Origin of the sequence: Prevotella herbatica (genome assembly GCF_017347605.1) — a bacterium.
Classification (GTDB): domain Bacteria; phylum Bacteroidota; class Bacteroidia; order Bacteroidales; family Bacteroidaceae; genus Prevotella; species Prevotella herbatica.
Genome location: NZ_AP024484.1, coordinates 2,351,268 through 2,374,213 on the forward strand (window position 1 = coordinate 2,351,268; position 22,946 = coordinate 2,374,213).

Genomic DNA, 22,946 nt, shown 5'->3' on the forward strand with positions numbered 1-22,946 from the left:
AAAAGTGTATATTTGCCACTAAATCTATTAGTAACCAATTATTTTGCATGAGAACTAAAAATTTATTATTTTCAGCTATGTTGATGATGGCTATGCAATCGTCAGCTCAAGTAAATATCAATGTTGATGTTTACAATAAAGGTGTTGTTATGTCTCCTAATCTGTATGGTATCTTTTATGAGGATATTAATCATGCAGCTGATGGAGGATTGTATGCCGAACTTGTCAGGAACCGTTCTTTTGAGGATAGTAATACCGAAGCAGTGGCTTGGAACTCTGTTGGTGGAGCTACTATGAAGCTTGTTAAAACAGGCTTGTTGAATAAGGCACAAGCGCAAGCTTTAGAGGTTGGCTTTGCTGGAAATGGTAAGGCATCAGGCATTAATAATGATGGTTATTGGGGAATTAATGCTGTTCAAGGACGCACTTATAAACTGTCTTTTTGGGCTAAAGGTAACCTTGATGGTAAGTTGAATGTATGTCTTGGTAATGATAAGAAAGTAGTTGCCGTTACCGAAATTTCTGATATTGTTACCGGTAACTGGAAGAAATATAATGCTGAATTTACTTGTCAGGAAAATCAGCCTAATTCTCGTTTATGGATAACTTCTGAAGGCAAAGGTAATGTTGTGTTTGATGTTGTTAGTTTGTTCCCTCCTACATTCAATAATCGTGAGAACGGATTAAGACCAGACTTAGCTTCTATGTTGTTGGCACTTCATCCAAAGTTCTTGCGTTTTCCTGGTGGCTGTTTCGTAGAAGGACAGGAAAGTTCTGAAAATGCTTTCCATTGGGAACGTACAATTGGACCGATTGAAGAGCGCAATGGTCATAAAAATGTAAACTGGGGATATCGCACAAGTGACGGTCTAGGTTTCCATGAATATTTGCAGATGGCTGAAGATTTTGGTGCAAAGCCTCTTTATGTAGTAAATGTTGGTATTTGGCATGGCGGTTTTACACCGTTGAAGAAAATTCAGCCATGGATTGACGAAGCTTTGAATGCTTTGGAATATGCAAATGGCCCTGTTACATCAAAATATGGTGCCCTTCGTGCAAAGAATGGCCATCCAGAACCTTTCAATATTGAGTACTTGGAGATTGGAAATGAAAATAACCAACCTGAACAAAAAAATCTGAGTGATAAATACTATGAGCGTTTCAAACTTTTCAAGAAAGCTATCTTGGCAAAGTATCCTAAAATGCATCTGATTGGTGACGTTGCAGCATGGGGTACAGATGATCCTAGATGGAATAATCCAGAGAAGGTTGAACTTGTTGATGAGCATTATTATCGCAGTCCTGCTTGGTTTGCACGTAACTTTAATAAATATGATAGTTATCCACGTGATGGGCAAGGTATATATGTTGGAGAATATGCGGTAACACAAGGATTTGGTGTAAATGGTTCTCTAGATGCTGCTTTGGGTGAGGCAATATATATGATGGGAATGGAGAAGAATTCTGATGTTGTTAAAATGGCATCGTATGCTCCTATCTTCGCCAACTTGAATGATTTAAAGTGGCGACCAGATATGATTCAGTTTAACTCAAGCAACGTTTTTGGAACTCCTTCGTATTATGTTCAGAAGGTTATGGCTGATAATGTTGGTACTCGTGTACTCAATGTAACAATGAATGATCCATATACTAAAAATTTGATGGCACGAACTGTTGCTCCTGAAGTTAGTAAGTTTGGATTTGCTACATGGGGAACAAAAGCTTCTTTCAGCTTCGACAGTTTCTCTTCTGAAAATGCTTCTCAGATTAGTGTTGATGCAGCTAAACCTATGCTTGAAATTAAAGGTGATTGGAAATCAGATGGTAATATCGTATCTCAGACTTCAGACAAGGAGGGTTGCATTGATATTGTGAATGCTGATATTAAGTCTAATCAATATACCGTTAAAGCTAAAGCACGTAAAGATGGTGGTGCTGAAGGATTCATCCTTGTCTTTAATTATGTTGATAAGGATAATTACAGCTGGATTAATTTTGGTGGTTGGGGAAATACTCAGCATGGACTAGAACAGGTTGTTAATGGTTCCAAAATGCAACTTGCTACTAAACATGGTAGTGTCAAGACCGGTAAATGGTATGATATTACTTTGAAGCAGAATGGTGACAGTATCAAGTGCTGGTTGGATAATGAACTTGTTTTCGATACCAAACTGCAACAGAATACTGCATTGGGAGTATTCTCAACAGCTTCTTATGATGAGAAGACTGGAGATGTTATCGTAAAGGTAGTAAATACAACAGCTGAAGCCAACCAAACAAATATAAACCTTGGCAATTATAATGCAAAGTCTGCTAAGTTGATTTCGTTGTCTTCTTTGAAGGGTACTAATGAGAATTCTATTGATAATCCAACTAATGTTTATCCAATGGAACGTTCTTTGAGCCCTGCTGATGGAATTGTTTCTCTTGAGATTCCGGCTTACTCGTTGAGCATTGTTAGAATAAAGTAATTATACTGATTCGTCTGAAAGTATTTTCAGACGAATCTTTTTTATATGGATGCAATAAAAAAAATAGCGCTGCAATCTCACGATTCCGGCGCTAGGTATTTACTAAAATAAATTAACTCAAGTGTGTTTGACTTCTTTCTCACGAGTTCTGTCAAACTTGTAATATATATGCGAAAAATTATATTCTATTTGCGTTTGATATAATTACATATCGAATGCAAATATATAGTATTATTTTCAATTTATCAAGTTATTGATATGATTTTTTAAGTATTATAACAGTATTAACTATCTACATTCTCTTGATAAATTATTATCAATAGCTGATTTTTTCCATTTATAATACCCAGCGATTGCTATACAGACGTATAAACCATACAGAAGTGCTTTAAATGGAAGTCCTTTATAAATGTAGAGATAACAGCTGATTGCATCAACAATAATCCAGAATAACCACTGTTCAACATACTTTCTTGCCAAAGCCCACAAGCCAACGAAACTCATGGCGTTTGTAAATGCGTCAAGCACTGGAACGTTTGAATCTGTATAGTTTTTCAGAATCCAATATGTTATTCCCCATGCTATGAAAAAGAAGATTGTAGCTGGAATGTATAATTTCTTTCTCATGTGAGTAATTGGCAATACTTCGTCTTTTCTTTGTCCGTACTTCTTGCCGAATTTCCATATTGCATATCCATACATGGCGGCTATTGTGTAGTAAGCAGCCATGCCCGCATCTCCATATAGCCCATGACTTGCATAAAGCCATATATCAAGTGCTGGCATGATAATACCAACTATCCATAGTAATATACTAGCACGATACTCAAGCCAGATGTAAACCAGCCCGAGTATCGTTGTAAATATATCTAATCCGTGTGCGAGTATAAAATCCATCAGAATTTTAGTGTTATATATCCCATAGCGGTAAATCCAGCATTAGGGATGAATCCTATTTGATAATAGCGATTTTCATTTGGATGATTGTATGAGTCTATGATTGATGAGTACACCCATCCACTTGAAGCATAGTGTCGGTCGAAGATGTTATTGAAGTTAGCACCTATAATCAACTCTTTCATGCCAATCACTTTCTTTGCTATCTTAAATGTATAATTTAGATTTATGTCAGTTTGTGAATAGCAAGGCAGTGAACGATCGCTGTTCTGTGTATTGTCAAGATATTGACTGCTTACGAAGTTTGTGTGCCATATTGCTTGTACGCCACGGTAGTGCAGATTCACAAATCCGTTTAATATCGTTGAAGGAGAGAAGGCTAGGGTAGAATTGTCATAGTGTATTGTACGGTATGAATCATCCCAGTCTACACTTGCTGACTCATCAAAATTCTTGATTCTATTTCTGCTTAGTGCTGCATTGCCTTCAACTGTCAACCATGATAGTGGATTCCAGCCTGCTGTAATTTCAGCTCCCATACGATAAGAACTCTTTACGTTTGTTGTAAGATTCTCGCCTATATCACTCTTTGCACCTGTCTGAACAAATTGGTTGCTGTAGTACATGTAATAAAGGTTTATCCCAGCATGCCATTTGTTGCCACTATATTCATATCCTAGTTCTATGTCGGTAAGGCGTTCAGGGGTAGGGAAAGGATAACTTCCGTTGTCGGTGAAATTGTTACGTTCTGGCTCGCGGTTGCTATATGCTATAGAAGCATAGGCTTTGTGTCCATTGTTCATATATGTGATACCTGCCTTAGGATTAACAAAGTTATAATGCTCATTAATATCAAGCTTCTGGTTGCTATATGTTCCGTCTCCATTGCTTATAAACTTGTCATTAATACCTTTTGTCTTGTATTCAACTAATCGCAACTGTATATCCATGAAGGCATCCCAGTAATTATTGAAGTGATAGTCTGTTTTGAAAAAACCACTGTAATCATATTTATGTGCATCAGAGTCATAATACTTGTAGTTTCCGCTAGACAGATACTTTTCGCTCATCTCTTTGTTTGCAATATAGGTAAGATCACCGAAGTGATTTCCGTGGAATTGCTGAAGGTTTACACCTCCTGTTACATTCCATGTTCCGTCGTTATAGTTTACGTTGTATATGGCTCCGTATGTGTTTTCTGTTAATCCTTTCTTACGTACAAAGTCGGTCTTTTTTACAGTTTCTCCGTCTGAAGTTGTGAAGTTTGTAAGTCCAAATTTTTTAAGTTTGTTATTTGGGCGGAACTCTTTATAATATCCATATCCGTAAGTATAGTGGATGGCAATATTATGGCTCCAATGTTCACTAGGTTGCCATACAGCAGAAAGAATGTTGTGGTTTTGATAATAATTATCAGTAGTTTTATCCCAATAGCTTCCGTCATTCATCTGATATCTCTCTGTTATATATTTCCCGTTAGCATCTTTGGCGAAATTACCCTTATCATCGTATTTAAGAGTTTCGTAAAGAGTATTGTATTTGCCAAGACCAGCTTCATACATATCTTTATATGTCTTCACTCCGTAGTCCATAAGTGACATGTCGTTATCACCAGCAGTGACTCCGTTCCAAGCTTGACCTGTTTTCTCAAAGTTACCAATGTTTTTGTATCTTATCTGGAAATTGTCACCAATCCATGTTAGTCCACCATAATATGAACCAGAACGTCCGCCTGTTCCGTGGATGTATCCATCTGTAGCTGTCTCATGGTATGCACCGTCAAATATAAGATGTTTTCCCATAAGTCCTGTAGAGAAGTTTGCTCCAGTGTTGTATGTGTTGTATGAACCGTAAGAACCTGTTAGCTCAAAGCTTGGAGTATAAGATGGCGCTAGTGTTGCCAAGGATACTGTTCCGCCAAAAGCTCCGTCGCCATTTGTTGAAGTTCCTATACCACGTTGTATCTGTGCACTACGTATAAGCGTTGCATAACTGTTCATGTTTGCCCAGAATACCGTTTGGTCTTCAGGAGAGTTCAAAGGAACTCCGTCAAGCGTTACGTTTATTCTTGAATCAGCTGCACCACGAATGCGAAGGTGTGCTGTTCCTGTACCCAATCCATTTTCTCCCCAACCTATTACACCTGGTGTTTGAGCCAATAGAAATGGTAATTCCTGACCGCTCTTAGAGAATGTTTCCAGTTTCTTTTGGCTTATGTTAGCTACGGCATAGGGTGCGTTTTTCTGTGCTCTTACTCCGTTAACAACAACATCTTGTAGGTTTACCGTCTTTACGGAATCTGTAGTTTCTGCCTTTGTTGCGCCTGCGGCTAACAAAGCTGCAATGATAATCAAATCTTTTTTCATTAAGCTTATTTGTTAATACCTAAATTTTTGTCTATACGTTATCGTCTCTTTGCGATAGGGGTACTATTATAGAAATAAACTCGTGGATTTTGTTGTTGTTCCTGCGTCGGCATTATCCGTTTCAGGTTCCATGGGTCTGATCTCAGCATCCGCAATAGCGGTAGCACCCCTTGACATTAAATTCTTTATGTCGATGCAAAAGTAATTAAATAATGTCATACTACCAAAAAAACTTTTATTATAATGCTTTTAGTAGAATTTGTATATGAGAATGTCTTTAAACAAAAAGAGAACCCTCCAAAGATGGAAAGTTCTCTCTTAATGATTTATCTTAATGATAAGTTTGCTTATTTGCTGCAGCTACAAGCTGTCCAAGGCTTAAGTTCCTTGAAAAAATCGTGTCCCTTGTCATCTACAAGAATAAAGGCAGGGAAATTTTCAACATCAATTTTCCAGATAGCTTCCATTCCAAGTTCTGGATATTCAACACATTCAATACTCTTGATTGAACTCTGTGAAAGTACAGCTGCTACACCACCGATAGTTCCTAGATAGAAACCTCCGTGTTTTTGGCATGCGTCTGTAACAGCCTGTGTGCGGTTACCCTTTGCTATCATGACAAGACTAGCACCGTGATCCTGGAATTCATCTACATACGGATCCATACGATTCGCTGTAGTTGGGCCCATTGAACCGCAAGCATATCCTTCTGGTGTCTTAGCTGGTCCAGCATATAGAATTGGATGATCCTTGAAATATTGTGGCATATCCTCTCCTGCATCAAGACGGGCTTTAAGCTTTGCATGTGCGATGTCACGAGCAACAATGATAGTACCCTTGAGGTTTACACGTGTAGATACTGGATATTTTGCTAGTTCTTTGCGAACTGAGTCTATTCCCTTGTCTAGGTCAATCTCTATTCCTGTTGCGCCTTCTCCTGGCTTACTAAATTCTGCAGGAATTAGTTCTGATGGATTTGTATCCATCTTCTCCAACCAGATACCGTCAGCATTGATTTTTGCCTTTATATTACGGTCAGCAGAGCAAGAAACACCCATACCGATAGGACAACTAGCACCGTGACGAGGCAAACGTACAACACGGATGTCGTGAGCTAAAGCCTTACCTCCGAATTGTGCGCCAAGACCAATCTTGTGAGCTTCATCAAGAAGTTTATTCTCAAGATCAATATCTCTGAAAGCACGACCTGTTTCGTCGCCTGTTGTAGGAAGATTGTCGTAATACTTGATAGAAGCCAACTTAACTGTAAGAAGATTCTTCTCTGCAGATGTTCCGCCAACAACGAATGCAATGTGATAAGGAGGACATGCTGCTGTTCCAAGACTCTTCATCTTTTCAACAAGGAATGGCAGAAGAGTACCCTCGTTCTGTATTGTAGCCTTTGTCATAGGGTAGAAATATGTCTTGTTTGCAGAACCACCACCTTTGGCAACCATGACGAAACGATATTCTGCACCCTCAGTTGCTTCGATATCAATCTGTGCAGGAAGGTTGCATTTTGTGTTTATCTCATCATACATGTTTAGTGGCGCATTCTGTGAATAGCGTAGGTTATCTTCTGTAAAAGTGTTGTAGACACCGCGTGAAAGAGCTTCCTCATCTTCAAAGCCTGTCCAGATTTGCTGACCTTTCTCGCCGTGGATGATTGCAGTACCTGTATCCTGACAGAAAGGAAGAACTCCCTTTACTGCTGTTTCTGCATTACGAAGGAACTGGAGTGCTACATACTTATCATTCTCGCTTGATTCTGGATCTTTCAGAATCTCGGCTACTTGTAGGTTGTGCTCACGTCTAAGCATAAACTCTACATCGTGGAATGCCTGTTGTGAAAGAAGTGTCAATGCTTCTTTTGAAACCTTTACAATCTGTTTACCTTCAAACTCACTTTTTGTAATACCCTCTTTTGTTAGAAGACGATATTCAGTATCATCCTTGCCCACTTGGAACATAGGAGCATACTTGAACTCAACTTTGTTTGCCATATTTGTTGATAATATTTATAATAAGTGTTTAAATTTTGCAGTTTTCTAATAACCGAATATATCTTTAGTAGAGATACGCTTTATTGGTGCAATCTTTTCTAATGCATTCATATTCAAGTTTTTCTCGTCACCTAGTATGATATATCGATATGGTTTGCTAGCCATATTTTGCTTCTCGTAGTCAACGATATCTTTAAGAGTTACCGATGGAAGTGCGTTATATATTCTCCTGTTGATATCATAGTCCAAACCTTTTTCCTTTGCATTTAGATAAGAGTTAATGATATTCATCTTTGTAACACGCATACTTGCGAGTTGCTTTTGCAGACTTTGCTTAGCTAGGTTGAAGTTGGCTTCGTTTTGTGGAATTGTATCAATAATCTCGTTGAATACGCGTATACAGTCCATCATCTTGTCGTTTTGTGAGATGATGAATGTTGTTCCATATTGTGTGTGATTCTTTATAGGCATATTGTAATAATATGCGCTTGCACTGTATGCTAATCCACGTGCTTCACGAAGTTCCTGGAATACAACCGTGTTCATTCCGCCACCGAAATACTCGTTGAATACAGCTGCAACAGGAGCTTCTGCTGGATTAAACTTCTTACCTTCGTTGTGATACATCGTCATGTAGATGTTCTTTGCGTCATAAGGGGCAAGAAGTATTTCATTCTTTGGAGTTTGTTGCTCCATGTATGGCTTGTTCACTGGTACGTCAGCTAATTTTGTTGCAGTCTTATGCTCCTTTGTTATAAGGTTGTTCAACTGCTTTTCTGTTGCAGGACCATAATACAATACTGTATGTTTGTAGTTGCTGAGTTTCTTTATCAATGCCAACATGTTAGCTGGATTTGTATTCTTCAACTGGTCAGCAGTGAGGTCGTTTCTCACACTATTATATGTTCCATACATACCGTAAGCTTTAGCAGCAGTGAAATTGCTCCTCTGCTCTTTCTTAGTATCTTCACGGTTCTTTAGTACCATTGCTACATAGTTTTTCCATGCAGTGTTGTCAACCTTTGCATTTTTTAATACATTCTCAGCAAGAGCTACAGCCTGTGGCATATTCTCTGCAAGTCCACTTAATGATACTGTTATAGTCTTTCCGTTAACATTGATTCCGAAGTTGCATGCAAGTTTGTAGAACTGTTGTTTTACCTGCTCTGCACTAATCTTATCAGTGCCTAATAAATCAAGATAGTTGGCTGCGTGTGAGTATCTTACGTCGGCTTCATTTCCGAATTCGTATCTCATTTGCAGATTGAACAACTTGTCTTCGGCATTCTGTTTCATTATAATTGGAAGTCCCTTACTAGTCTTTCCGAATGTAAGATCTTTCTTATAGTCAATAAATTTAGGTTGGATAGGCTTAACCTCTGATGATGTTATATCACGTAGGAATTGACTGCTTTTATCCCTGTTTGTCGGGATTGCTGTAATCTGCGGCTTATCAATCTTCTTCTGATTCTTGTCTTCTCCTATGCGTTTGTAGACGCATGCGTAGTTGTTGCCAAAGAATTTGTTAGCAAAGTCAACAATATCTTTCTTTGTAAGTTTTGAAATTCTGTCAAGTCTATCTACTTGGTTCTTCCAGTCAATACCGTTGATAAATGATTCAACGAATTTATTTGCACGGTCCTTGTTGTTTTGTAGAGAGGTATAATAGCTGAGTTTCATATTGTTTATGACTGAAGGAATGAGGTCATCACTGAACTCACCTTTCTTCAGTTTTTCAATCTGCTCAAGCATCAATGCGCGTACATCTTCTAACTTCTGACCTTCTTTAGGTCCTCCTTGTAGAAGAAACTCGCTGTAGTCGTTTAAGTTCTCAAACCAAGCTCCGGCATATTGAACCTTCATGTTTTGGTTTAGGTTCAGATCGAACATACCAGCTTGCCCATTATATAGGATTGACTTAATAACGTCAAGAGTATCGCATTGCAAATCGCTAGCTTTGTTAGCTTTCCAGCCAAGCATCAGGTTTTCAGCCTCAAGACCAGTAACCGTTGAGTCTACAGCTGCGGTTAGATTTTTTACTGGTGCATATTCTGGGCGTGAAAGATTGTCGCTCTTCTTCCAGTCACCGAAGTATTTGTCAATAGTAGCTATAACTTCGTCAGGGTTCATGTCGCCAGCCATACATATTGCTATGTTGTTAGGCACATAATAGCGTTTGAAGTAATTTTTTATATTTAATATTGATGGATTCTTCAGGTGCTCCTGTGTTCCAATTGTTGTCTGTGTTCCATAAGGATGTTTAGGGAATATAATAGCGTTAAGTGCGTCATATTCTTTTTCTCCGTCGTTTGAAAGAGATATATTATATTCCTCGTATACAGCTTCAAGTTCGGTATGAAAACCACGTATAACCATGTTCTGGAAGCGGTCGCCTTGAACTTTTGCCCAATTGTCAACTTCGTTTGCAGGTATGTCTTCAACATAGCATGTAACGTCGTTGCTTGTGTATGCATTGCTGCCCTCACTTCCTATAGAAGCCATCAGCTTATCATATTCGTTAGGGATATTATATTTTGCAGCAACTTGTGATATAGAGTCTATCTGGTGATAGTATGCCTTGCGCTTTGCTGCATCGGTAATCTTTCGATAGATCTCAAATCTGTTTTGTATAGAATCGAGTAGGGGTGCTTCTTTTTGAAGATTAGAAGAACCGAAATGTGTTGTGCCCTTAAACATAAGGTGCTCTAGATAGTGAGCTAGTCCTGTTGTTTCTGCAGGATCGTTGCGGCTTCCTGTACGTACTGCAATATAAGTTTGAATACGTGGCTTTTCTGTGTTTACGCTCAGATAGACCTTCAAACCGTTGTCCAAGGTGTAGATGCGTGCTTGCATCGGATCTCCCTTGACGGTGGTGTAGTGATAGTCCTTGGCTATGGCTGTTGAAGCCATTGTCAAAACTATAGACGCTAAAATAATTCTAAGTCTCATGTTATGTTTTTTAGTTTTCAAAATCTATTTCGTGATCCAGATTGTTGATGAAGTCATCGAGCACGTGTTCCTCTACGTCGCCCATGGCATACTCTTTCTCTGCGTCCTTCTTTATTTCGGCAATCCATGCTCGGCGTGCCTTAACATAGTCTATACGGATACGTTCAATGTCAACTTCTGTTATCTCGTCGAGCTTGTAGTAGTCAAGTATCATCTTATATGTCCATGCCCATTGATACTCACGATAATTGTCGTTAATCTCTTTAAATCTTTCTATAACATCTTGTATAGTTTCAATGTCTCCGCTTTTGATATCCTCTAACAAGCGGAATTCCTCGCTTTCAGGCAGTAGAAGACCGCTGAGATCGTTCCATTTACCTAATCCAATGTTATCGGTAGGAGGTTCAATTGCTCCAAAACGCTTTACAACTCGTTTCAAAACTGCTCCCATATAAATGCGGAGCGCTATGTCGTAGTATTTTATTCCCTTATTCAGAGAATCTGCGTTTATAACGTAATTATGATATGTGTAAGCTGTAACATTTGTTCCACTAGCGTCAAGGAGTTTTTCAAGAATAGCCTTGCCTTCTAGTATCTCACCTACTGAAAATGGAGACAACCAATCAAAGTTTACAATACTTTTTTGACTTCCGATAGCTCTTACATCTCTCTTTGGCCATTTGCGGATGTCACGATACAATCCCACTGTTGTGATGTTTCTTCCTGGAGAGAGATACATCGTGTCACCGTAGGCGATGAGGTATGAAAAAGGAAGATTACGTGTGTCAGGGTGGTACATCAGTTTGCCGAAACATACTGAGAATGTACCTATGTTTGCTGGCATCAATACGTAAGCACCACTTGCAGTCTTTGTTCCTCTTTCTAGAACTCCATAATGCATTGGTCCCATTTTGTAGGCGTGGTTTGAGAAGTTCGTAGCACTTCCTGCATTATAGAATGAGAACATTCCACCGATTAGCAAGCTGCTCTTATGGTGACTGGCTGTAAACGGGCCGCAGAATGCGGCGCAAGCCTCTCCGTTGCTCATGTAAGAATTGGCGAAGAAAATGCTTGATGAAGCAGTGAAACCATTGCTAATTTGGCATGCTTCACCTACAAAACAGTCTTGCATCTTAACGCTGTTAATGATGCTTGAACCTTCACTGATGATTGAGTTCTCGCAGATTACTCCAGTTCCAATATATACATTTGAATTAGGAGAACTAAGGATTGTGCAGTCGCTTAATCGTGCCGCACCATTTATCTCGCAGTCATCATTGATTACAGTGTTGGTGATTTCTTTTGTATTTACAATTTTTACATTGTTTCCTATACATGCCTGATCTTGGCGGTTGCGAGCAACTTCCTCATTTATGAGACGACGAATGGAATCTTTCAGAGCTCTGTCATTAAAATGCTTTACCATGAAAGCTGCAAACTGACTGTTTAAATCACTGAATAGAATTACGTTTCCGTCGCCGACTTCATTTAAAACAGATATAAGATTACCTTCTCCGTATGTAGCGCCTTCAGTGGTTTCCATTGAACTGACATTACTTATATGGCAGTCATCACCGATAGTGTAGTTGTTGATAAAGCTACCTATATTTTCTATCAGGCAGTTATCGCCGATTGTGACATTACGTAATGTGGCATTATTTATACCTGAGTGTTTCAGAAATCCACGACTCACTTCTATATTCTTGTCGAAAGCCCCTATATTTATTTGTCCATACAGCATCACGCGATGCATGTAGTTAGGCTTGAAATCTTCAGACACGTGAACGTTGGTCCAGTCCTCAGCCCAACAGCTGCGGTCTTCAAGAATAGTAATTTCTTCGTCTGTAAGTTGTCTCATAATTATGGATTGTTAGTCTATTTTTGGATAGAGAAAATCATTGTAAGGGTACTTTTGCACATGCAACTCACGCACTTTTTTATATAATATCGTACGGAATTCGTCAACGTTTTCCTTCTCCTTAGCACTTATAAACAGACAGTTGTCGTTAAGTCGTGCCATCCATGTTTTCTTTAGCTCCTCAAGAGTTATATTCTCTTTGGTCTCTGGAGTAAGATCGTCTGGTTCTTTGTCAAGCCAATGATAGTTATCTATTTTGTTAAATATAATCATTGACGGCTTTTCGCTGCAATCAAGGTCCTTAAGTGTCTTTTCAACCACCTGTATCTGCTCTTCAAAGTCAGGGTGAGAGATGTCTACAATATGTAGCAGAATGTCTGCCTCTCGTACCTCGTCAAGCGTACTCTTGAAAGAGTCTACAAGGTCGGTTGGCAATTTACGGATGAATCCAACTGTATCGGCAAGAAGAAACGGTAGATTCTCAATAACAACCTTGCGTACCGTTGTGTCTAACGTAGCGAAAAGTTTGTTTTCTGCAAAAACATCGCTCTTAGCCAACATGTTCATAATCGTACTTTTACCAACGTTGGTATAACCCACGAGTGCTACACGTATCATCTGTCCGCGGTTTTTGCGCTGGGTAGTCTTCTGCTTGTCAATTTCTATCAGACGCTCTTTTAGTAGTGTTATGCGCTGTAGAATTATTCGGCGGTCCATTTCAAGCTGGGTTTCACCTGGTCCACGGAGTCCTACCGAACCTTGTCCTCCACCAGAGCCAGAACCACCACCCTGTCTTTCAAGGTGAGTCCAAAGTCGTTGCAGTCGTGGAAGCATATAGCGGTTTTGAGCCAATTCAACCTGAGTCTTGGCGTTTGCTGTCTGCGCACGCATAGCAAATATATCTAGTATCAGCGATGTGCGGTCAAGGATCTTAACCTGCAATTCGTTTTCAATGTTTCTCGTTTGCTTAGCAGACAATTCATCATCAAAAATGACCATGGCGATAGGTTCTTCGTTCTCTTCGCAGTCTTTAATATATTGTTTAATCTCTTCAAGTTTTCCCTTACCGACATACGACACGGAATTAGGTCCGGTTACTCTTTGAGTATACCTTTTAACCGTTACTGCACCGGCTGTGTCTGCAAGAAATTCAAGCTCGTCAAGATACTCCTTAGTTTTGGATTCATCTTGATTACTTGTGATAAGACCAACTAAGATAGCGGTCTCGTTCTTGACTTCGGATATAACTAATTCTTTCATTAATTGTATATGTATATAATTATTGTGCAAAAATAATAAATTCGATTGACAATTAATATAATCCTATCTATTATTTTTTATAATAATGTAGGTGTCGTTATGATAAAATAGTACCAGTCGAATAGTGTGATGACACTTATTTCGTCGCAAACGTTTACGTAACTTTTTACGTAAAAAAATGATAGCCATTTGATTTAAATCAATCTTTTGTATATCTTTGCATCATTATAAAACTGATTTTCAATAAGATCATAACTACATAAAGCAAACTGCTGAAACATTAAAAAATGAGAAATTGCTCCGACGTGATGTCGGAGCTTTTTTCATTTACGAAGGTTGTTTCAGTGAGACATCGCAAGTATTTCTAGTTCTTAATAAATTTTGATAGTGCCATTTATGTTGATCACCATTAAAGTACTTGTGATTTTCTAATCATGTGATTTTTTTATTACCTAGCGAATAATTAAGAATAAAAAGATTACCAAAAAGTTTAAAATAGCCAAAAAACCTCCACGGTTAATATAACATGCTGAAATATAATGTTTTATCGGTGGAGGTTATCTTCCACTATCCTCCACTAACCTCCACTATTTTGTAAAGTATTGGGAAATATATAGCTGATGTGAAGTTTAAATATTGATTTTAAAGAATCAATGTAACTTTAAAAATGTTTACATGGAGCACTGAAACAAAAAAAACTCCGCCATATTTTAGGGGTATTATGATATTTTGAAATCATACCTAGTATTATATGTGCATGCAAAAAAGGAATAACTTGATGTGCTTGTTATTAATTTAGCAACCTGTTTTACGTAGAAATAGACATCGTTTGATCGATGAAACGCAAACTTTATGTCGTAGAAACGCAAACGTTTGATCGATGAAACGTAAACTTTATATCGTAGAAACGCAAACGTTTGATCGTTAAAGTTGATGTCAAACGTGATAATTCTATTTTAATTTGTAAAAAAGTGGAGGATAGGTGGAGGATAGTGGAGGATATCCTCCACCGCTAAAGTATTGATTGATAGTTGATTACTCTACTAGTGGAGGATATTTTGAGAATTTGAACAAAAAAAGTTTTTTTTATTTATGATAATAGTATAGGATGTGGTCCTTCAAATTAAGGTACGATGTATATGATTATATTAAGAAAGTACTTGTAGTAATTGTATATCTTGATAATTACTGTGCGTATTTGTTGGAAATGGTGATAAATGTATCAACTATAGAAAAATATAGCGGTGTTTTATTTTGCTTTTAGGCTCGTTTTTTGTATATTTGCAATATCAATATAGATAATCTAACCAACATATTGCGCATGAGATTAATTATAGAAAAAGATTACGAACAGTTGGCGGAATGGGCTGCCGAACATGTCATTAAACGAATTAATGACTTTAACCCAACACCGCAAAAAAAGTTTGTGTTGGGACTTCCTACTGGGTCTTCACCTATCGGTATGTATAAGAAACTTATTCAAGCATATAATGAAAAGAGAGTTTCTTTCAAAAATGTAGTTACGTTCAATATGGATGAATACGTGGGGCTGCCGGTGGAACATTCAGAGAGTTATCATTCTTTTATGCATAACAATTTGTTTAAGCATGTTGATTGTCCGAATGAAAATATTCATATCCTTAACGGTAATGCTGCTGACTTGGAGGTTGAATGTGCCAACTATGAAAAGCAGATAGAAGAAGCTGGGGGGATAGACCTGTTTATAGGTGGAGTAGGCGTTGATGGACACATTGCGTTCAATGAACCAGGCTCTTCTTTGAGTTCACGTACACGACAAAAAACACTGACACAAGAAACACGAATTGTAAACAGTCGCTTCTTCGGCAACGATATGAATAAAGTTCCTGCTTATGCTCTGACAGTGGGAGTTGGTACGGTTATGGATGCACGTGAGGTTATGGTTCTTGTGAATGGTCACGCTAAGGCACGAGCTTTGCAGGCTGTAGTGGAAGGCGGAGTAAGTCAGATGTTTACAATATCTGCATTACAGATGCACCAGCACGGTATCATAGTATGCGATGAAGCTGCAACAGATGAATTGAAAGTAGGAACATATCGTTATTTTAAGGATATAGAAGGATTATGAAATTAAGTCTAAGTTCACAAATAGTATTAAACAAGGTGCCAGAGGAATTTTATCGTCCTAGCACCGCTGTAGAACGTTCGGAGATTACACGCTGTGAGAAGATTCCCACAGACATATTCCCCAAAGTCGAAGAAGGTGCTTGTAATATTGCCGATGAGATAGCGAAGATTATTTCCAATCATGCTAGCGAAGGACGCAAATGCGTATTGGGACTAGGTACAGGAAAGTCTCTTGTTCCTGTATATGATGAACTGATTTCAAGATATGAGAAACATGAACTTAGTTTCAGTAATGTAATCGTGTTCAATTCTTATGAGTATTTTCCACAAAGCGCAAAAAGTTCACACAGTGCCATAGCGCAATTGCATGATATGTTGCTTGATCATATTGACGTGAAACCTGAAAACATATTTTCTCCAGACGGTACAACTCCACAGGATAAAGTGTTGGAGCAATGTCGGTTGTATGAAGAGAATATAAGGAACTGCGGTGGTATAGACGTCATACTTCTTGGTATTGGAAGAATTGGTAATATTGCCACAAACGAACCTGGTTCAGGATTAACAACAACATCACGACTGATGCTGATAGACGCAACAAGCCGTGAAGAAATGACAATGAGTTTTGGAACTCAGGAACCTGTGCCACCATGTTCTATAACAATGGGTATCGCCACAATCCTTTCTGCACGCAAGATATTCCTTACGGCATGGGGCGAAGAGAAGGCGGATATTATTCAGCAGACAGTGGAAGGTTCTATCGCAGAGTCGATACCTGCCTCATTCTTGCAGACGCACAACGATGCTCATGTGGTGATAGACCTTGCAGCGGCGGCAAAACTTACACGTATAGTTCATCCATGGTTGGTAACAAATTGCAAATGGACTGATAAACTGATACGCGCAGCCCTTACTTGGTTGTGCCAAAAACTTCATAAACCAATTCTGAAACTTACTAATAAGGATTATAACGAAAATGGTTTGTCAGAACTTCTTGCATTGTATGGTTCTGCTTATAATGCTAACATAAAGATATTCAACGATCTTCAGCATACTATCACGGGATGGCCAGGAGGTAAACCGGATGCTGATGATACGTCTCGACCGGAACGTGCCAATCCATATCCAAAGAAGGTGATCGTGTTCTCGCCACATCCAGATGATGATGTTATTTCCATGGGAGGTACAATCAGAAGACTTGTACAGCAGAATCATGAGGTACATCTTGCTTATGAGACTAGTGGAAATATTGCTGTTGGTGATGAGGAAGTGACAAGATTCATGCATTTCATAAACGGCTTCAATCAGTTGTTTATAAATAGTGAAGATGCTACTATCACAAAGATGTATAAGGAGATAAAGGAATTCCTGGCAAACAAGAAAGACGGTGAGATTGATACTGTAGAGGTAAGAACGATAAAGGGATTGATTCGCCGTGGAGAGGCTCGTACCGCATGTACGTTTAATCATATACCGCTAGATAATGTGCATTTTTTAGACCTTCCTTTTTATGAAAGTGGCAAGATAGAAAAGTTGCCGATGACAGAAAAGGATGTAGAAATTGTACGTGCCCTATTAAAAGAGGTGAAACCGCATCAGATATATGTTGCCGGTGATCTTGCTGATCCGCATGGAACCCACAGAAAGTGTACGGATGCTGTTTTGGCTGCACTTGATCTGGAGAAAGAAGAAGGTGCAGAATGGCTTAATGACTGTCGTGTGTGGATGTATCGTGGGGCATGGGCTGAATGGGAAATAGAGAACATCGAAATGTGTGTTCCGATGAGTCCGGAAGAGTTGCGTGCAAAGCGTAATGCGATATTGAAGCATAGTTCGCAGATGGAAAGTGCACCGTTCCTCGGAAATGATGAACGTTTGTTCTGGCAGCGTGCCGAAGACCGTAATAGAGCTACCGCAAAATTATATGATGATTTGGGCTTGGCTTGTTATGAGGCTATGGAAGCGTTTGTGGAATATAAAATGCTGTGATAAAATAATAATCCCGGATTCGTTTTGAATCCGGGATTATTATTATTCGTTGACGATGATGCCGCCCATTGGAGCTATCGTTATCTTTGTCTTTCCGTTCTTGCTTATCTTTATGTTCTTCAAACTTGGTGTAGGCCATAGCTCACCTTGTTTTTTGTTTCCGTCTGCATATAGTTTCACTGTCTTTCCGGCAAACATGTCAAGATTCAATGTGATAGTTATTGGTTTGTCTGTACCGTTAATACCACCTACATACCATTTGTCACCAGTCTTTCGTGCTATAACAGTATACTTTGAAGGATATCCGTCTAAGAACTTCACGTCATTCCATGTTGTAGGGATTTGTTTCAACCATTCCTTCTCAAAATCAGGTAATGTTTCAACCACGTTTGGTGTTACCTCAACGCAGTTTACACTTGTCTGGTTTGTGATAGCGGTTGCCATTTCAAATATATCACCAGTGAATCTTTGATGACGGCTCTTGTTGTCCTTACTCATATATTTGTTCATGATAACACCACCCCAGTCAAAGCTGGCTACGGCATTTCTTGTATATGGGTACATGTTCATTTCAAAGCCTTCTTTCTTTGCGTGATAGTCAGAGAAGTAAACGTTCTCGCTGGCAAGTGCAGCTTCGCTTGCAACATAGTTAGGATACATGCGCTCCCAACCTCTAGGGATTGTGCATCCGTGGAATATTACCTGAATGCCATAGTCATTGGCATCACTCAGAATATCTTCATAAAGTTGCATTGTATGTTGTTTGTCTCCGCCAAAGAAGTCTACCTTTATACCCTTTACACCAATTTTCTGCATCCAAGCCATGTCTTTCTTTCGAGCGATAGAATTACTCATCACATTACGTGGAGTTTGTGGCGCATCGTTTTCAAAACCGTTACTGTTATACCATAACAAAAGGTGTACACCTTTGCTTTGAGCATACTTAGATAGTTTTTCCATTCTGTCTCTACCAATCTGTGTATCCCAGAATCCATCAACAAGTACATACTCATATCCCATCTTTGCTGAGACATCAATAAATGCCACTTGGTCATCATAATTTACACTGTTGTCTTGCCAGATAAGCCAGCTCCATGTATATCTTCCTGGTTTATAATCATATTTTGTTTCATACAATGGGTCTACTACATCGTATGGAATTGTAGTCTCAACGATAGGCTTCAAAGAACTACCCACGGTGATTGTACGCCAAGGAGTATTTCCTGGAAGAGAAATTGCAGCATATTCGCTTCCGATGCCATTTGCTTCTCCCTTTTGTGGATATGTAACGCTAAAGCCTTTTCCAGCTTCATATTCAGAAAGTCGGCTTCCTGGGTATTCTCCAGTCACTCCTGTTTCTGATATCAGCACCCAGTTGTTTCCCTTTGCATTTGGAATTCGATACAAACATGGGAAGGTATAGCCGACACCATATTGTGACGGATCTGTTAGCTTAGAGTCTGGTCTATATTCCTCTTCATAGCTAGGCTTTGTACGTTCCCATCCCGTCATAGGTGTTATCTGTGGAGAAAGGAAAGTCCTTGTTTGAGAAGGAAAGTTGAAACCGCTCACCTCTTTATATATAATAGCAGCCTTTGGATTGTCATTTTTCGGACGAGGCAAAGAGTATCTGAAAGCGATATCGTTGTTAGATACATTGAATGTAATCTGCATTGGCAGGTTATCTGCGTTTACAAGATCAAGAGTAATTTGGTTAGCGTTATATTCTACATGACTTTTTTTAGTGCGAGTCATGTCATAGCTTTTATTTACTTTTGATTCTTCAGCATTAACAATTTTCAAATTTTTGGTAAAGTCACCATAATTGGCATTTAGTCCTAATGCAGAACGTGATAATATTTCCGCTCCGTTGTAGTTTACTGAGTAGGTTGCTAGACCACCGTCGTCATTGATGTCGACTTTAAGTTTACCGTCTGGCGAACTAACAATATGATTATCGGCAAAGGCAATGGTTACCGATAATAATGCCAATGATATTAAAGTTGCTCTCTTCATGTTATTGTATTTAATTAGATTTCTTTTACAAAGGTAGTGCAAACGAGTGGAAAAGCAAAATAAAACATCGTTTTAATTTTGTTTTCCCGAGCGCAGCCTATCTTCACCAATGGGTAAAGGTAGTGCAAACGAGTGGAAAAGCAAAATAAAACATCGTTTTAATTTTGTTTTCCCGAGTGCCGCCTACCTTCAACTGGGTTAAAGGTAGTGCAAGCCGAACACAATACAAAATAAAATAGGAAATTTTATTTTTATTACTTATATGAATTTCATTCTCACCCCAAATACAATTACTTATTTCTCAGTTCGTCAAAATTTGTTGAGGCGCAGTTTACCTTAAATAGAGTCTGTTGTAGTGCAAATCTTATATAGAATAAGATTGATTTATTCATTCTTTATCTTATGATACTGTTTGATTTGAAATTAAAGTAAAATAATGCAAACTAACACTGTATATAATTTAAAAATGATATATTTGTGGTTTTCGTCATCTTTATTTTGTGAATGTCAACTAATTATATGTTAATTGTGTGATTACAGTTTAATATTGTTAGTAGGAAATGCTTTTTGTCAGATGCTAGAAAGTCGATTTATGCTAATTTTACATCGATTTAAGGGTAAAAAAGAATATTTTTAGTTAAAAGGTCAGTTTATTTTGTTATAACAAAAAAATGTTTATATCTTTGCACGATATTATATGACAGCTAAAAAAAGAGCTGTGTTACAGGCTCAAGAACTAGTAGAGTTGAGTTCTTCTATAAAGTGATAATTATTAGTGATAAGTAAATGAGTTTTATTCTTGATGTGAAACTACAGAATAGGTGTAGATTATTGTGTCCTATCTATTCATGCATTAGACGTTATCCATTATTGGCAAACATTAGGATTGTAAGATACTTGGGTGTTTGCAAAAGTAATGTGTTGCGCTTTTTTATGCTCGTTTCTCTGATGCTTATCCTGATTAATCCTAATGCTAAAGCGCAAAATTTTGCCTTGAAAACTAATATGCTTTATGATGTTTTGTCTGTTCCTTCTTTAGGTTGTGAAGTTGCTGTAGAAAAGCATTTTTCGGTCAGTCTTATGTGTACTTACAACCCGATAAAATACGGAGATAAGAAGTGGAAGAACTTTTCTTTCCAACCGGAAATAAAATATTGGTTTCACCGTAAATTCACAGGACCCTTTGTCGGAATTAATATGATTACTGGTGGCTTCAATGTTGATAATTTGCACGCTTATGGATTATATGGTAAGCACAGACAAGGTCACTTTGTCGGTGCTGGTATAAACGTTGGCTATAACCTAATACTGACTAATCATTGTAGTATTGAATTCTCTTTGGGTGCAGACTACGTCCGTACTAAATTTGAAAGATTTCGAGAGGGGGATAATCCTTATAAAGAAGGTGACTTTACTGGAAATACCGTATTGCCTACGGGCACTGGGGTTACTCTTGTATACATAATAAAATAAAAATTAAAAAATATCTAGATATATGAAATTTCATAAATTAACACTGCTGGCTCTAGCCCTAAGCTGCGTTTGCTGCTCTTTAGCTCAAACTGCGTATAAGGGGCAACTTTTCATCAACAACGAGAAGTTTACGATTCAAGGAAGTCTTCTTCGGGTCCAACTTCGTGTAAGTTACAACGATGACGTTCTTAACAATGGAGAAATGCTTAATTTCACCCCTGTTCTGAAAAACGGATTTCAGTCTCAAGCGCTTTCATCTGTAGTTATCAACAGTAAGGAACGTCTGAAGTATGAAAACAGAAAGGATTATTTTAATGACTTGATCCGTACAAATGTACCTGTTGTAACGAAAGACCCAAGACATGGTACTAGATATTTTATCTATGATACCACTATCCCTTACAATGACTGGATGAGAAATGCGTCTTTGTTTATCGAGAGTGAAGAGCGTGGATGGGGACATACACCTCATGTATATGAGGATAAGGTATTTAAACAGATCGTTCTTAACACTGTTCCTACATCAACTTCTGATTTTACTGTAGACGAGGTATTTGTAAATGGTGGTTCTTCTGCTAAAGCAGATTGGGTGCAATTTCTTGACCCTACGAATGTTTACAGTTCTGAACTTTCAATGAGTGGAGTAATTCCTCTTATGGACAGCAGAAAAATTGGAAAATTGAGTAATCGTAAGTTTAATAAGGCTATATATGAAGAATTAAAGAAATCACTTGATTCTCAGTTGCAGGTTCAAGGTACGGTTGTTCGTAATGTAGCTATTGTTGGTTATGGTGCACCTATCGGTAATTATAAGAAAAATGAAATAGAATCTAATGAGAGAGCTCTTAGTTTGAAGCAGTTCTTGATGAAAAATAATTCTACAGCTACTGATGGTCTTACTGTTACTTGGGTACCAGAAGATTGGGATAGCATAGCTAGTCTTGTTGATAAAAGTAGTATGAAACTCAGTGGAGCTGCTTTGGATATCATCCGTACAGAGGATGTTGTTGCAGGACGTGAAGATGAATTGAAAATGCTCGGTGACGGTGCTCCTTATGCTTACATGAAACACTATGTGTTCCCAGAAGTATGCAGATTGAAATATACTGCGATTCTTGAACGTAAGTCTAACGGATATAATTCTGGTAATACTGCCTTCAATAATGCTACTGCAGTTTCTGTTTCTCAGATGTATGCATCTGCTAATAACTTTAAGGTTGGATCTTCTGAATTCAATGATATAATGGACCTCTCAGCTCGTCTGTTCCCAGATAATGTTGAAGCTAATATTGATGCTGCTGGTGTGGCTTTGATTCGTGGTAATATTGCTCAGGCACAGAACTATCTAAACCGTTGGGAGACAGATCCACGCGCTTATAATAATCTTGGTGTAATGTATATGCTACAGGGTGATTTGTCTAAGGCAGAGGTATATTTGAAGATGGCTGCTGCTGGTGGAGTACAACAAGCTAGAAAAGTGCTTGATTATCTTAGCAATGTGAAGAAGCTTAAATAGGATTGAGAAGATTAAATTTTAATAAATAATAAATTACAAATA

12 protein-coding genes and 1 riboswitch are annotated in these 22,946 nt (G+C 38.3%); of the genes, 5 read left to right on the forward strand and 7 right to left on the reverse strand.

The genetic code is table 11. From position 1 onward, the window contains the following. The first annotated feature begins 47 nt into the window (after positions 1-47). Positions 48-2,471 (forward strand): alpha-L-arabinofuranosidase C-terminal domain-containing protein, encoded by a 2,424-nt coding sequence (locus prwr041_RS08770; RefSeq protein WP_207153437.1) that lies wholly within the window; start codon positions 48-50, stop codon positions 2,469-2,471. 288 nt (positions 2,472-2,759) lie between these two features. Here the strand turns inward: prwr041_RS08770 and pnuC are convergent, their stop codons facing one another. From pnuC to hflX, 6 genes are all read right to left on the reverse strand, one after another. Further along, positions 2,760-3,368, reverse strand: coding sequence for a nicotinamide riboside transporter PnuC (gene pnuC, locus prwr041_RS08775; protein ID WP_207153438.1), 609 nt, complete (start codon positions 3,366-3,368; stop codon positions 2,760-2,762). After that, positions 3,368-5,734: a TonB-dependent receptor gene (locus prwr041_RS08780; RefSeq protein WP_207153439.1), complete on the reverse strand. Its 2,367-nt coding sequence runs from the start codon at positions 5,732-5,734 to the stop codon at positions 3,368-3,370. Before prwr041_RS08780 ends, pnuC begins: the two co-directional genes overlap by 1 nt. 81 nt (positions 5,735-5,815) lie before the next feature. After that, positions 5,816-5,915, reverse strand: a riboswitch (TPP riboswitch). Between the two features lie 166 nt (positions 5,916-6,081). After that, positions 6,082-7,737 (reverse strand): fumarate hydratase, encoded by a 1,656-nt coding sequence (locus tag prwr041_RS08785; protein WP_207153440.1) that lies wholly within the window; start codon positions 7,735-7,737, stop codon positions 6,082-6,084. Positions 7,738-7,782: 45 nt separating this feature from the next. Next, complete coding sequence (locus tag prwr041_RS08790) at positions 7,783-10,686, reverse strand: M16 family metallopeptidase (protein ID WP_207153441.1); 2,904 nt, start codon at positions 10,684-10,686, stop codon at positions 7,783-7,785. Between the two features lie 10 nt (positions 10,687-10,696). Beyond that, on the reverse strand, positions 10,697-12,544 hold the full coding sequence (locus prwr041_RS08795) for a DUF4954 family protein (RefSeq protein ID WP_207153442.1): 1,848 nt from the start codon (positions 12,542-12,544) through the stop codon (positions 10,697-10,699). Positions 12,545-12,556: 12 nt separating this feature from the next. Next, complete coding sequence (gene hflX, locus prwr041_RS08800) at positions 12,557-13,804, reverse strand: GTPase HflX (RefSeq protein WP_207153443.1); 1,248 nt, start codon at positions 13,802-13,804, stop codon at positions 12,557-12,559. Between the two features lie 1,321 nt (positions 13,805-15,125). On the opposite strand from hflX, the gene nagB reads away from it, so the two are divergent. Then, a complete protein-coding gene (gene nagB, locus prwr041_RS08805; protein ID WP_207153444.1) occupies positions 15,126-15,911 on the forward strand; it encodes a glucosamine-6-phosphate deaminase in 786 nt (261 codons plus the stop codon). Then, on the forward strand, positions 15,908-17,899 hold the full coding sequence (locus tag prwr041_RS08810; RefSeq protein WP_207153445.1) for a glucosamine-6-phosphate deaminase: 1,992 nt from the start codon (positions 15,908-15,910) through the stop codon (positions 17,897-17,899). The genes nagB and prwr041_RS08810 overlap by 4 nt, the downstream gene beginning before the upstream one ends. Positions 17,900-17,941: 42 nt before the next feature. Here prwr041_RS08810 and prwr041_RS08815 read toward each other — a convergent pair whose 3' ends face one another. Continuing rightward, on the reverse strand, positions 17,942-19,915 hold the full coding sequence (locus prwr041_RS08815; protein WP_207153446.1) for a glycoside hydrolase family 97 protein: 1,974 nt from the start codon (positions 19,913-19,915) through the stop codon (positions 17,942-17,944). Between the two features lie 786 nt (positions 19,916-20,701). Between prwr041_RS08815 and prwr041_RS08820 the strand changes: the two genes are divergently transcribed. Then, positions 20,702-21,388, forward strand: a complete 687-nt coding sequence (locus tag prwr041_RS08820; RefSeq protein ID WP_207153447.1) for a DUF3575 domain-containing protein — start codon at positions 20,702-20,704, stop codon at positions 21,386-21,388. A 22-nt stretch (positions 21,389-21,410) separates the two neighbouring features. After that, the gene (locus prwr041_RS08825; RefSeq protein WP_207153448.1) at positions 21,411-22,904 is read left to right on the forward strand and encodes a tetratricopeptide repeat protein; all 1,494 of its coding nucleotides are present in this window, start codon (positions 21,411-21,413) and stop codon (positions 22,902-22,904) included. Positions 22,905-22,946: the final 42 nt, after the last annotated feature.